Genomic DNA, 13,508 nt, shown 5'->3' on the forward strand with positions numbered 1-13,508 from the left:
GGCTGGGCGCTGGGGCGGGGCTGGGCGCTGGGGCGGGGCTGGGCGCTGGGGCGGTGCCCGACCAGGGTGTCCACCTCGCCACCGACCGGGCCACCGGCGCCGCCCCGGGACCGGGCCTCGCGGCGATCAGCGGACTGATCCGCTCCCGGTGGCCACTTGCCGGCTGGACCGACCCGGCGGGGGTCCGCTACGGCGCGTACCTGACGGCGGCCGGCGCGGGCGCCCCGCGCCTGTACTACCTGGCCCCGGGCAGCGAGGGGCCGACGCTGCGCACGCTGCGGATCACCAGCCGGGCTCCGGACGGCCCGCACGTCGTGGACCTGCCCACCGGCGAGTACACCGCCATCGCCCGCCCGCACAGCCCGGCGCAGCTCTACCGGGGCACGCGACGGCTCGACGACCTGGGCAATCCGCAGGACCTCGACCTCACCGTGAACTTCACCGTCCCGGCCACCGACGTGGCGGAGGTGACCGTGCGCGCGGCCCGGCGCCACCACCTGTGGCCGCGGCTGCGCATCCTGCGGCTGGACCAGGGCAGCGCAACCGTCGGCGCGGACACCACCTACCTCGCCGAGGTGGAGATCTGGCGGGTGGACGAGGCCGACCGCTGGACGCCGGTGTTCCAACTGGCGCTGGTCTACGCCTTCGTCCGGTTCCAGTGGCGGGTCTACCGGATCGAGTACGACCGGCACGGCGAGCGGCGCCGGGTGCCGGTGGACCACCCCCAGCCGTCCCGATCCACCTTCACCCACCGCTTCGACCACGCCGGCGACTACGAGGTCGAGTGCGAGGTCCGGCTGAGCTACGAGGACGCCTCCCCGCAGCCGGTGACCGAGCACCGGACCGACCGGGTCCAGCCGCTGGAGCAGAAGATGGCGCTGGAGCTGGCCGCTCTGGAACGGGCCACCGCCGCACCCGGTGCCGAACCGGTCTGGTTCACCAGCGCGCAGGCGCTCCTGGACGCGGCCCGCGACCGGCTGCGCCAGGCCGAACGCGCCCCCGTCCGCAACGAGGCGCTGATCCGCGAACTGCGGGACGCGGTGGCGGGCCTGGAGAAACGGCTGCTCGGCACGGCCGGTGCCGGGCCGTTCCCGGTCCGGGCACTCTTCACCGACCGCCGCACCGCGCAGAGCCGGCCCATCTCGCTGTTCGCCGGGCCGGCCGCCGAGCAGGAGGGCCCGGGGCACACCTGGCTGCTGATCGACCTGACCTACCCCGCGTTCTACCGGACCTACCGCGGCACCGGCCCCAGCCCCGAGGCGGCGCTGCGGGCCGCGTTCGAGGACGCCCGGACGTCCTTCCGCGGCAACTACCCGCCCGGCCGCATCCTGGCCCGGATCGAGTGGCCCGGCATGGACCGGCTGCACCTCAAGCCCTTCGACTTCGCCACGGTCACCGACAGCTGGCAGCGCACGGCCTGGGAGTGGCTGTCGGCGGTCGCCACCGGGCTGGCCGTGGCCGGGGCCGCGGCCGCACTGGCGTTCCCCCCGACCTCGGTCGTCGTCGGCGCGATCGTGCTCGCCGGGGCCGTCGCCGGGGGCGTGCTCAGCGCCGTCAGCCTCGCCGAACGGGTCCACCACGACGCCTTCGAATGGGACCGGGAGACCGCCGTCGACCTGGTCTCGCTGGCCACCGCGTTCGCCTCGGTCGGAGGCGCGGTCGCCCGCGGGGCCGCGACGGGCATGACCCGGTCCATCGCCTCCGGAGCGCCGCTGACCGTCGAGACGGCCGGGCGGCTGCACGGACTGCTGAAGTTCCAGCACGCCGTCCTCTACGTCGACCTGGGGACGCACCTGTCCGACTCGCTCCTGCTCTCCTACGACACGTACGTCCAGCTGCGGGACGTGGACGCGGCGATGGCCGAGGGGACCCTGGCGCAGCTGCAGCAGCAGTTCGGGCCGGTGGAGGGCCGCCGGCGGTTCGAGGCCGAGCGCTTCACCCGGATCCTCGGCGTGCTGGCCCGGGCGGCCCTCAACGGGCTGATGACCGTCGTGTCGATGCGCGGCACCACCAAGGCGATCGCCGCCGGGGCGGCGCGGACCGCCGCGGGGCGGATCCCCGGCCTGCACCGCCGGCCCTCGGTACGGCTGGCCGTGGCACCGGGCCCGGCCCTGCCCGCGTTCCCGGACACCGAGTTCGCCCAGGACCGGACGGGCTTCCGCCGCCGGCAGATCGACGGCGTGGTGGCGCGGCTCGGACTGGCCGGCAACCCGGCCGGAACGGCCGCCGCTGGAGACCTCTCCCCGCAGACCGCGTGGCGGATCAACACCGCCTACGACGCCCTCAGCGAGGAGCAGCGGGCGCTGGTCCTCGCCACGCTGCGCCCGGGCGGAGCCGACCTCAGGCCGCTGCGGACCTTCCTCGGCGACGGCGGCAGCCTCCGGGAGCTGGCCGCGTTCCTGGAGACCCAGCCCGTCCGGCTGCGCGGGCACATCACCACGTTCGGCACCCTGCAGTCGCGCGCCGCGGACTTCCGCCGGCTCGCCGCGGCCGTCCCGGAGCTCACGGCGTTCCGCTGGGACCCGCAGAACCTGAACGACCACTTCGACCGCCACGTCCTGGGCCGGGCGAACTACCCCGACGAGGCGTGGAAGTGGGCGCAGCGGCTCGGCATCGCCGAGACGTACGGCCTGGACCGGGCGCGGTACCTGGCGATGACCGCGTCGGCCGCGCCCGCCGACGCGGCGCTGCGCGCGGAGATCACCGCGAAGTTCCGCTCGGTGTACGGCGAATACGTCCACGCCGTGCTGGTCCGGTCGGCGGTCTACGGACGGTCGGGGCGGGGTGCCGAGCTCATCGGGTCGGACGGGGAGCTGCTCTGGGCCGCGAGCCCGGACGGCCTGATCTCCACCGGCTACTTCCCCGACAACCCGGCCCGGTGGCCCGATCCGGTCGGCAACCTGCAGGGCAAGCTGGAGGCGGCGCTGGCCGAGGGGCAGTCGGTGGTGCTCCTGTTCCGGGGGTCGCCCTGAGTGGTGCCTGCGCGGGCGGCTCGGGTGCCGATTGCGGGTGCTGCGGGCAGCGGCCATGCTGGGAACGAGGGGCGGTTCGTACGCGCGCCAATCCTGCCGGAAGCCCGCGAATCCGCTGCGGGGCGCGCACGAACCGGGGAGCACACGCATCGGGGAGCGCACGAACCGGAGGCGGCCATGGGCACGACGGGCACCGAATCGACGACTCCGTTAGCCGCGTCGGCCACCGACACGGTCGGGGTCACCGGCCAACCGCGCGGGGTCGCCGTATCCCGGGACGGCCGCCGCGTTTACGTGGCGGGTGCCAGCGCGGACCTCGTGTCGGTGATCGAGGTCTCCGACGGCCAGGGAGCGGGCCCCGCGATCCCGGTGGGCACCGGCCCGCGCGCCGTGGCCCTGGCCCCGGACGGCAGCCGCGCGTACGTCGCCAACGCGGGCTCGGACACGGTCTCGGTGATCGACACCGCCGCCGGCCTGGTGGCGGCCACCATTCCGGTCGGCGGCAGCCCGCGCGGGGTGGCCCTCACCGGGGACGGCCGCCGCGCGTACGTCCCCAACTCCGGCACCGACACCGTCTCGGTGATCGACGTCCCGACGGCCCGGGTGACCGGCACCATCGCCGTCGGCACCAACCCCACGGGGATCGCGGTGGCACCCGACGGGCTGCGCGTCTACGTCGCCGACGCAGGTTCGCACAGCGTGTCGGTGATCGACACCGTCACCGCCCAGGTGACCGCGACCGTCCCGCTGGACGCGGCCCCGCGCGGCCTGGCGGTGAGCCCGGACGGCCGGCGGGTCCTCGTCACCACTCCGGAGGCGGACTCCGTCTCGCTGATCGACACCGGGACCGACCAGGTCGTCGGGACCGTCCCCGTCGGCACCAACCCCGCGGGCGTCGCACCGGCCCCCGACGGCCGACACGCCTACGTGGCCAACGCCGGCTCGAACACCGTGTCCGTCATCGACACCGCGACCGGCCAGGTCGTCGGGACCGTCCCCGTCGGCACCAACCCCGCGGGCGTCGCACCGGCCCCCGACGGCCGCCGCGTCTACGTCACCAACGCGGGTGCGGACAGCGTGTCCGTCGTCGACACCGGCACGAACCGGGTGACCGCCACCATCCCCGTCAGCGCCGGCCCGCTCGGAGCGGCGGTGGCCCCGGACGGCCGCCGCGTGTACGTCACCAACGTCGGGGCGAACACGGTGTCGGTGATCGCCGCCACCGCCACCTACCGGGTCGCGGAGACGGTCACCGCAGGCGCCAACTGCTGGGCGCTGGCGACCACTCCGGACGGCAGCCGGGTCTACGTCGCCAACGCGGGCAATGTCGCGCCCACCCCCAACAGCTCGGTGTCGGCGATCGACACGGCCACCGACCACGTCGCCCTCACCGTCCCGGTCGACACCCCGGTCACCGTCGCGGTGGCCCCGGACGGGCGCCACGCCTACGCCGCCGGTGCCCGCAGCGTCACCGTGATCGACACCACCACCGGCCAGGTCACGGCCACCGTATCGGTCGGCATCACCCCCACCGGCCTGGCGGTCACCCCGGACGGCCGCCGCCTCGTCGTCACCGTCATCGTCGCCGGCACGGTCGCCGTCATCGACACCGCCACCAACCAGGTGATCCGCACCGTCACCGTCGGCAAGAACCCCACGGCCGTGGCCGCCGCCCCCGACGGCGGGCACGTCTACGTCACCAACGGGGGCTCGAACAACGTGTCCGTCATCGACGCCGACGGCGGCCAGGTGCTCTCCACGATCCGGGTCGACGACAACCCCATCGGCGTGGCCGTGGCCCCGGACGGCCGCCGCGCCTACGTCACCAACCTCCACTCCCGGTCGGTCTCGGTGATCGACACCGCCACCGCCACGGTCACCGCGACCGTCACCGTCGGCACCAGCCCCTGGGGAGTGGCGGTCAGCCCGGACAGCCGCCACGTCTACGTGGCCAACATGGCCGACCGAACCGTCTCGGCGATCGACGCCGAGACCCTCTGACGCCCCGCCACCGCCCGGGCCCTTGGCGAGAAGCCGGAGGCAGCTGCTGGAATACCGTCACCTGGCGTACCGGGTGAATACACCGAGGAGCAGCTGCAGTACCTGATCGACGAGCTGCGCGAGCTGGACCTCCCGAGCGTCGAGCGGGCCCCGCAGGCCCCGCCGCCCCCGGGCACCCGTGGTCCGGGTGCACTTGAGCTGGGCACCCTGCTGATCGGTATCGGAAACAGCGGTGCGCTGCTCCCGGCGCTGGTCGGCCTGGACGCTCACGCCGCCGATGTCGACATCGTGCTCCCAACTGCTTCGGTGTGGTGCTGGTCAGGTAGTTGGAGACAGCTCTGGTGGCGAACTCCCGGCCGTGGATGCACTCGGTCTTGATCAGCATGATCACGGTCGGGACAGCCATCGGGCCTTGGCGAAGTGCGCAGACTGGTGGTCACGCCTAGCGTGGAAAGGGGGAATAGCGCAAAGGCCCCCAAACGGTGTTGTGTTGCGTGCACTGCCGAAGGGTACCGACATTCGCCCCCGAGGTCGGGTGCTCGCGCGCTTCGGCCGCGCTCACGCCGACCCGTCCGACCGGCGAAGCCTCGACGGCAGGGACGTTCCGATGGACATCGAAAACATGAAAGCCGCACGGCGCATCACAGCCGGCCAGGTGGTCGGCACCACAGGATCACGCACCGTCACCCCTGCTACCGAGAAGGAGATGCATAGCAGCCCGTTCTTCGGGGTTGCGCTGGAAGCGGTGGATCCCCAAGTCAACGTCAAAGTTCAAATAAGTGGCGCTTTCACCCGCGGCCTGGGCCTCGGCAAGTCCGGCGCGGTTGGCATCGACAGTTCGGGACAGCTCGTCCGCGCTGCAAGTAAAGAATGCGTGAGCGCTCCGAACTGGATCGGTGACTGCGATGCTTCAGGCGCGGTGACGATCCGTCCCCGCCGCGACACGCGACTGAACGTGCTCGACTTCGGAGCAGTGGGAAACGGCCATGACGACGAAAAGGCCGACGACGCAGACGCGATCCAAAGTGCCCTGGACTGCGCGATGCGACTCGGAACTACTGACGGCAGTGTCGTCTACCTCCCGCCGGGAGACTACCGCATCAAGAAGCCTCTCGTTATCTCGAACGGTTGCATTCTGGAGGGGGCTGGCCTTGCCTATCATGACGAAACCAGTCGCATACTCGCAGATGTCAAATACGGAAACTTCAACCTTTCTCACTGGGTCGGAATCGGTGCAGTCGCCGGGGAGACCGTTTATTGCGCAATTGCCCTGGTGGGCCATGCAACCGGATTGTCCATGACGCCCCCTCGCGGCCGTGCGGACTATGCTGTGCTTCGTCAGCTCGCCCTCCACTCGATCCCCGCTCAAGGGATGCCTGCCGCCACCTTCCAGGCTCCGCAGATGGATGGCATACGAGTTATGGCGACCGGATCATGCATCGAGAGAATGAGCGTGGTCAGTTTCAGGCGCAACGGCATAGCGATATCCTCAAGCGAGGTCGCACCGGTGGTCAACGCCAGCGGCGTGCAGATACGTGATTGCCGCCTTACCAGCAATGGCCAAAATGGGCTTGACATCGGCGGCCTGGGCAACGACAACGCCAGCACCATGCTAGTTATGAACGTTGATGCCACATCAAATGGGCGTGATGGGATTTACGACAATTCATTCTTGGGCTGCACCTTCGTTTCGTGTCACACTGCAGCAAACCGACGCCGAAACTTTAGCTGCGAGGGCAGCCCGAGGCCCTCCGTGTACGTCGGCTGCTACGCCGAAGCCGATGCACCATCGGTATTCAAGGGTCGAAATATCGCTGTCATTGGAGGAGATATAGACACCACCTCTGACTCAAAGTTTTGGGGCTTCAATCCTATCGGGAAGGGGCCTTCTGGACTCCGCGTACAAAATAACTATTCCACAGTGCACAAGTATTGGATCGCCGATGCGGGGGTCGACATCGAAGAAGGCGAGCGGCAGACACCCGGGAACGGATACGTGTATCGAGCAATTCATGCCGGGCATACTTTTGGGGTGAGCGGCCTACCTCCCGAAAAGAAGGGTATGCCTGACTTCCCGAAGGTGGCCAGGCAAGTGCTGCAAGAGCTCGCTGGTTTGGTGTGGGAGTGTGAGGGCGAATATAAGCCTAAGGTCTCAGCGTTCAACTGTATTGGGTCTGATCAGGATGATTCCACGATCATTCAGGATTACGGCTATGACAAGCCGGATACGGCCAGCCAGAATCCCTTCTTTCGCACCCAAGCAGACATGGTTACTCCGCAGATCAAGGGCAGGCTTCAAACGTCCCTCACGGCCGGGGTGGATTGCCTCACGTACTACCAGAACTCGTACGAAAACGGTCCGGTTCCTGGTGGGCTGATGCTTCCGGATGCCTGGATTGGAGACCCCGGCCCTGGTGAGCGGCGAATCGGGGTTGTCTATACCGGAACTCCCTTCACCGTGCCGCATGGCGGCAGGCGCCTCGATTTTTACAGCCCGGGTGATCTGCTTCTCAATGCCACCGGAAGACCAACGGAGGAGCGCCAAGGTGGGATCGGCTGGGCGGTGAAGGCTCTGTGCGGAAGGCGACCAAAGGCTGATGGCTCCGACTGGGTTCATAATCACCACTACCGCATTGGGGAAGTTGTCAGGCCGGCGAGCCCCAATGGCCGTGGCCACGTGTATCGGCTGACCGCCTACACCGGCGGCCACCCCTACCCGCTGGACAATCACTCCGGCGATGATGAGCCGAGCTGGAATCGGAATGTTGGCGGCGTGACTTCCGACAAAGACCTGGAATGGCAGACGCTCTATGACTTGGATGTTCCCGAAAATGCATGGGTCATTGAACCGCTTCCTCAGCGCGCGAAAGGCCAGCCAGACTCGGCAGCGACGGACATTGCCGGGCTGAGGGGAGAGTTCAACGCACTTCTTGCCAAGATGAGAAAGGCGAATCTACTGGAATAAGCGGAGGCGGAGGGAACTGGAAACCAGGCAACTACCGGGCCTTTCCTCGGACTCTGGTCGGCGCCCTCTGCTGCTACAAGCGACTCCTCAAGCCGCTCAAGCCGTATCAGTATCTAGGCAGGCTCGACAAATTGGAGTTTCCCGGAGCCAGGCGGTGCCCCTGTGCCGCGGGATGAGGACCTGTTCTCGTATAGCTACGGCGAACGGGTATGTAGCGCAGGGTGATTCGAGGTTGAGTCGGGCCGTACGGGCCGGGTTGGTGGTAGCGGCGGTTCTGCTCACTGGATCTCTCGCACCTGTTGGCTCGTCAGGGTGGTGCTGCAGTAAATACCGGATTCCTGCGGAAGAGCAGGGCGAGCGGCGACTGCAACCGATGGACCGGTCAGCCCCAGTCTCTGGCGGCGGCGCCTGCCTCCCGCAACACCTCGGGAAACTCGGGAGTTGACGCCCACCACGAGATCCCTTCGAGAACCACGGCCCAGGCGCGGGCAGCCTCCGCAAGGTCGCCCCGGTCCATGGCCAACCGGGTCCGGACGAGGCACTTCGTCATCAGGCTCGACCAGGAGCCGTAGATGGAGACGACTTCGCGCTCGCCGCCCCGGAGCAGCTGCCCTGCGGAGCGCTCCCTGGTCAGGACGAAGAACCGGGCGGCGTCGTACTGTTCGGCGGTCGGCACCTCGGTGGGGAAGGTCACTGCGGCACCTGCCCATTGGTTCCCGACGCGACGGCCCGCCGCACGTCCTCGATCGGAACGGCCACGGACACCCTGCTTTCCGGATTGGGACGGCCGAGCTGGTGGACGCGCCAGCCCGCCGTCCGCCAGCGATCCGCGTCGAGGGTGGTGCGGCAGTCGACGAGCAGCGGGTCAGCCGGCAGCTCCACCAGGGTGCCGGGGTCCGCTTGCCGGTACTCGGGCCACTCGGTTGCCAGGACGACCAGCTCGGCGCCGGTGAGTGCGGCCGGCAGGTCCGAGGTGTAGTCGAGCTCCGGGTTGCGGACCATGGCGTTGGGCACGGCCTGCGGGTCGTGCACGGTGACCGCGCCACCGGCCCGGTGCAGGGCGAGGGCCAGAGCCAGGGCGGGGGATTCGCGGACGTCGCTGGTGTTGGGCTTGAACGCCGCGCCGAGTACGGCAACCCGGGCGCCCCGGAGCGGCTTCTCGCCGAGGGCGTCGGCAATGAGGTCCATGGCGATGCCGGTGCGGGACTCGTTGATCCTCTCGGCGGCGAGGAGCAGGTCGACGGCATCGTCGGCGCCCAGCTGCTTCGCGCTGGCGGTGAACGCCCGGACGTCCTTGGGCAGGCAGCCTCCGCCGTAGCCGATGCCCGGCTGCATGCCGCCGGCGCCGATCCGCGGGTCGATCCCGAGGATCTCCACGATCCGGGTGATGTCGCCGCCTGCGGCCTCGCACATGTTCGCGACCGCGTTGATGTAGCTGATCTTGAGGCCGAGGAAGGTGTTCGCGGCGCCCTTGGCCAGTTCGGCGGTCGCCGGGTCACAGACGAACAGCGGCACACCGGCATCCAGGATCCCGGCGTACACCGCGCGGATGGCTTTCTCGCCCTCGGGGCCGGTGACGCCGGCGATGACGCGGTCCGGGCGCAGCGTGTCCTCCACGGCATGGCCCTCGCGCAGGAACTCCGGGTTCCAGACGACCTCGACCGCGGTGCCGGCGGGGGCCAGTCGCTGGGCGAGCGCGGCGACCTCGGCGGTGGTGCCGACGGTGACCGTCGACTTCCCGACGATCGTGCAGGCCTTGGTGAGGTGGGGCGCGAGCTGGCGGACGGCACCGAACACCTGGCCGGTGTCGTAGGAGCGGCCGTCGGCGTCGATGGGGGTTCCGACGCCGATGAAGTGCAGCTCGGCGAACGCTGCTGCTTCGGTGACGTCGGTGGTGAAGCGCAGGCGCCCGCTCTTGATGTGCATGGCCAGGAGCTCGGGAAGGCCGGGCTCGAAGATGGGGCACTCGCCCGCGTTCAGACGCGCGATCTTCTCGCGGTCGGTGTCCACGCCGATGACCTCGTGGCCGAGTTCGGCCATCGCCGCCGCGTGCGGGATGCCGAGGTGGCCGCAGCCGATCACGGAGACACGCATGGAGGGTCCTTGTCTGCGTAGGGGCACACCGTTACTCGGTGTACCCATGACGCTACCGGCAACTGGACGGGCTCCCGGACCACCCAGGGGCTGACTGATCCTCCCCGCGGGTCCTGGCGATGCTCCGGCGAGCGCCTGTGGCCGGGGTCCACCCCCCGTGCTACGCGAGCCCGTCGAGGGTGGAGCCGTTTCCCTCGATGCCCGGCCGGCCCGGCGGAGCGTTCTCCGCCGGGCCGGCCAATCGTCTGGGGCCGGCGCTCAGGAGAGCTGACCGTCGTACGAGGGCAGCTTGAAGCCCTTCTCGTAGTAGCCGCCCTCGAAGTCGGTGGGCCGGTTGCCGATGTTGGCGGTGATCCGGTAGCCCTCGTTCGTGAGCTCCTCCCGACAGCGGGCCTTGCCATCGTCCTTGCTCTCGCCGTGCCGACGCGTGCAGATGGCGTCCACCGGGTATCCGGCGTCGGTCAATTCCTGCCGGGCGGACGACGAGGAGGTGCGGGCCGTGACGAACAGGACGGACATGTGGTGGTCCTTCGCCCACTGGGCCACTCTGAGCACCGGCACGTTGGCATTGCCCGGGTGGTAGTGCGTCTCCAGCGCGGTGTTGTCGATGTCGAGCACGATGGCCAGGTTGCCACCACCCTCACCGGCGCGGTCGCGCAGCCACGGGATCGCGGGCCCCACGGCCTTCTTCACGTCGGCCTGCCACGTCGAGTAGCCGGGCAGTCGGGAGGCGGCGGCTCCTGCGTCGCCGGCGGTGCCAAGCGAGATGGCGGGTACGGCAACCGCCGTGAGCGCGGCGAGAACCGCGGCACGGACGAGCTTGACGGGCATCAACCCTGTTCCCTTCGGTGAAAGACGTTCCAACCGGACAGTTGACCTGCACAGAAGGGCCTTCGAACGAAGGAAAGGTGTCGCGGACATGAAGAGTTTTGAGCGATGTTGATCACCCCCAGCGTCGACCGGGAGTCACACATTCATCCTTTACAGCGAATTGACGCCCAGTCTTCGGAAGCGTCGAGCCGGCAGGCGTGGCAACCACCGGGTGCCCGGCGGGAAATCGAAAAGACCCGGGCTCGCCGGGAACCGCCCGGCTTGATCGAGCCATTCGAACAGGGGCAGGATCCTCACCCATGGAAGAGACCTGGAAGATTGTCAACTCCCTTGCGGACAAGCTTGATTCACACTTCGACCGCAGCGACGAGCAGCGGTGGACCGTGCAGGCCCTCAAGCTCCAGGAGGAGGCGGGAGAGGTCGCCGAGGCCGTCATCGGGGCACTCGGCGCCAATCCCCGCAAGGGCTACTCGCACGACTGGGACGACGTCCGCAAGGAGACCTGCGACGTGGCACTGTCCGCACTGGTGATGCTCGCACGCATGGGTGGCGACGCCCGCAGATTCTTCGAGGAGCACCTCCGCTCGGTCGCCGCCCGTGACACGAACGACGGCGTCACGGCCTGAGCGCCCGGACGCAGGCCGTCGGCAGGGGCTCGCCGCTGCCGACGGCCGCCGGCCACCGGTCAGTCCGTCGGCCACCCACAACCCCGGCCTGTTCAGAGATCGAGGAGCTTCCAATGATCGACTTCGATGTACTGACCGACCTGGCCGCCCGCGACGGAATCGAGCGGATCGGCGTCGGCGTCGTGATCCGCGACGCCTCCGGCCGGGTCCTGGTGGTCCGCCGGGCCGCGCACGACGTCGTGCCGGGCCGGTAGGAGTACCCGGGCGGCGGCCGCGCGGACGGCGAGCGCATGGAGGCCGGCGCCGCCCGGGAGCTGGCCGCGGCGACCGGGCTCAACGGCCTGCCGTTGGAGTACACGCGGAGCCTCGACTTCACCGACCAGCGCGGTCTGCGCGTACGGCAGTTCGTCTTCACCGTCGTCGTTCCGGACGGCACCCCGGTCGCCCTTTCCCCGGACCACGACGACTACCGGTGGGCTCCGGCCGACGGGCTGCCGCCGACGAGTGACGGGCAGCGCACGGTGATCGAGTGGCTCGCCGGCCGGCTGGCCCTCTCCGGCTGGCGGCCGGTCGGCGGCTACATCGGCACCATCGCGCGGCCCAGTTCCTACGGCTGCTTCCTCGTCACCGACCCGCAGGGCCGTGTCCTCGGGATGCGCTCGACGGTCAACCCGGGCGTGTGGAACTTCCCCCGCGGCAAGGTCGAGGTCGGTGAGCGCCTGGACGAGGCCGCCGCCCGCGAACTGCGGGAGGAGACCGGCCTGCTCGTCGGGGCGGAGGACCTGCGGCTCGTCCACACGGTCCAGGTCCGCCAGGGCTGGGACGGGCAAGGGCCCTTCCTGCTCAGCGTGTTCCTCGCCACCGCCTGGTGCGGCGAACTGACGAACACCGAGCCGGACAAGCACCTCGCCGTCACCTGGTCCCCGGCCGACGCGCTGCCGCTGCCGATGTTCCCGACCGCCCACGCCGCCCTCGGCTTCTACCTGTCCGGGGGCCGGGGCTTCTCCACCCACGGCTGGGACGAAGAACCCTTCGACCCGGGCGCCCTGGTCGGCGCGTGAGCGCGATGGGCCGGCACCGACGGCCGACCGTACCGCAGCTGCCGGCCGACGCCGACGTGTGTCTGCGCGCCATCGCCGACGAGGAGCCCGTCGTGGAGGAGGGCGTCGTCGTCTTCCCCGACAGCACGGTCCCGTACGCCTACCGGACCGTGCACCGGCCGGACGGCGGAACCGAGCGTCACCTCGTCCGCCTCGATCCACCGCCACCGTGCCTGCCGCGCTGACCGCCCTTCTCGGAGGGGGCGACACTCCCCCGGCGACGTCCGATGGCGCCCGAACGGCCGGTCGATCCTCGGATCGGCCGGCCGTTTCAGTTCGGCGGCGGCCCTCTGGGCGGGGCGTGCTACCGGCGGGTCTCCGCCTGTGCGCGGAGCCGGCGGGCGTTTTCGGCGGCCTTGGCGAGGTCGAGGCCGGTCATGCCGTCGGCCTCGCTGACGGTCACGTAGGTGTTGCCGTCCAGCCAGGCACAACTGGTCGCGTTGAACAGGTTGTTGCCGAACGGGTCCGTCGACTCGGTCTTCGTGATGGTGACCTTGCACTTCATGACGCCGCCCAGCGGTCCCGGGTCGACGTCCTTGACCTCGCCGTGGGTCACCTTCATGCCCGGCGTGTCCACCGAGCCGTCGTTCATTTCGGCCAGGGCGTCCGCGCGGTCCTTCTCGGAGAACGGGACGTCGCTCTCGACCGCGACGACGATCGCATGGTTCTCCCCGAACTGACCGCTCTTGTAGGCCGTCACGACGGCGTGCTGGTTCGGATCCTCCCGCACCGCGGCCTCGACCTGCTTCCGCAGCACCGCGGTCTCGGGGGCGTTGTCGTCGCGCTTCATCCCGAGGAAGGTGTCGGGCAGGCGGAGGCGGCCCATCGCCTGGTTCGCCGCGTCCTGCGCCGGCTTGCCCGCGCCTGCTCCGGCACCCGCCGCGGAACCCGCCCCGGCACCGGTCGCTGCGCCGCCCGC

At 69.9% G+C, this 13,508-nt stretch carries 11 protein-coding genes and 1 pseudogene; 7 read left to right on the plus strand and 5 right to left on the minus strand.

The annotated features are described in order from the left end of the window. Nucleotides 1–53: 53 nt before the first annotated feature. Complete coding sequence (locus ABZ885_RS24975; protein WP_360192665.1) at nucleotides 54–2,972, plus strand: hypothetical protein; 2,919 nt, start codon at nucleotides 54–56, stop codon at nucleotides 2,970–2,972. Nucleotides 2,973–3,290: 318 nt separating this feature from the next. After that, a complete protein-coding gene (locus ABZ885_RS24980) occupies nucleotides 3,291–4,973 on the plus strand; it encodes a beta-propeller fold lactonase family protein (RefSeq protein WP_360192668.1) in 1,683 nt (560 codons plus the stop codon). 57 nt (nucleotides 4,974–5,030) lie between these two features. Here the strand turns inward: ABZ885_RS24980 and ABZ885_RS24985 are convergent, their stop codons facing one another. Next, a complete protein-coding gene (locus ABZ885_RS24985) occupies nucleotides 5,031–5,243 on the minus strand; it encodes a hypothetical protein (RefSeq protein WP_360192670.1) in 213 nt (70 codons plus the stop codon). Nucleotides 5,244–5,580: 337 nt separating this feature from the next. Here ABZ885_RS24985 and ABZ885_RS24990 point away from each other — a divergent pair, with 337 nt between their 5' ends. Beyond that, on the plus strand, nucleotides 5,581–7,938 hold the full coding sequence (locus ABZ885_RS24990) for a glycosyl hydrolase family 28-related protein (RefSeq protein ID WP_360192672.1): 2,358 nt from the start codon (nucleotides 5,581–5,583) through the stop codon (nucleotides 7,936–7,938). Nucleotides 7,939–8,320: 382 nt separating this feature from the next. Here the strand turns inward: ABZ885_RS24990 and ABZ885_RS24995 are convergent, their stop codons facing one another. The 3 genes from ABZ885_RS24995 to ABZ885_RS25005 all read right to left on the minus strand — a co-directional run bounded on the left by ABZ885_RS24995 (nucleotide 8,321) and on the right by ABZ885_RS25005 (nucleotide 10,863). Then, nucleotides 8,321–8,632: a hypothetical protein gene (locus tag ABZ885_RS24995; protein ID WP_360192675.1), complete on the minus strand. Its 312-nt coding sequence runs from the start codon at nucleotides 8,630–8,632 to the stop codon at nucleotides 8,321–8,323. Further along, entirely contained in the window at nucleotides 8,629–10,032 is a 1,404-nt protein-coding gene (locus tag ABZ885_RS25000; RefSeq protein ID WP_360192678.1) for a UDP-glucose/GDP-mannose dehydrogenase family protein, read from the minus strand. Before ABZ885_RS25000 ends, ABZ885_RS24995 begins: the two co-directional genes overlap by 4 nt. Nucleotides 10,033–10,290: 258 nt before the next feature. Next, nucleotides 10,291–10,863, minus strand: a complete 573-nt coding sequence (locus tag ABZ885_RS25005) for an HAD family acid phosphatase (protein ID WP_360192681.1) — start codon at nucleotides 10,861–10,863, stop codon at nucleotides 10,291–10,293. Between the two features lie 299 nt (nucleotides 10,864–11,162). Between ABZ885_RS25005 and ABZ885_RS25010 the strand changes: the two genes are divergently transcribed. From ABZ885_RS25010 to ABZ885_RS25025, 4 genes and pseudogenes are all read left to right on the plus strand, one after another. Continuing rightward, nucleotides 11,163–11,489, plus strand: a complete 327-nt coding sequence (locus tag ABZ885_RS25010) for a MazG-like family protein (protein WP_360192684.1) — start codon at nucleotides 11,163–11,165, stop codon at nucleotides 11,487–11,489. 113 nt (nucleotides 11,490–11,602) lie between these two features. Further along, complete coding sequence (locus ABZ885_RS25015) at nucleotides 11,603–11,743, plus strand: hypothetical protein (RefSeq protein ID WP_360192687.1); 141 nt, start codon at nucleotides 11,603–11,605, stop codon at nucleotides 11,741–11,743. Between the two features lie 18 nt (nucleotides 11,744–11,761). Then, nucleotides 11,762–12,550 (plus strand): annotated as a pseudogene (locus ABZ885_RS25020) (NUDIX domain-containing protein); the annotation flags it as partial. Next, the gene (locus ABZ885_RS25025) at nucleotides 12,547–12,774 is read left to right on the plus strand and encodes a hypothetical protein (RefSeq protein ID WP_360192690.1); all 228 of its coding nucleotides are present in this window, start codon (nucleotides 12,547–12,549) and stop codon (nucleotides 12,772–12,774) included. The pseudogene ABZ885_RS25020 and the gene ABZ885_RS25025, both read left to right, overlap by 4 nt. A gap of 119 nt (nucleotides 12,775–12,893) precedes the next feature. On the opposite strand, the gene ABZ885_RS25030 is transcribed toward ABZ885_RS25025, so the two are convergent. Then, on the minus strand, nucleotides 12,894–13,508 hold a 615-nt coding region (locus tag ABZ885_RS25030; protein WP_360192693.1), incomplete at its 5' end, for a hypothetical protein.

Source organism: Kitasatospora sp. NPDC047058 (genome assembly GCF_040643935.1).
In the GTDB taxonomy this organism is placed as follows: Bacteria; Actinomycetota; Actinomycetes; order Streptomycetales; family Streptomycetaceae; genus Kitasatospora.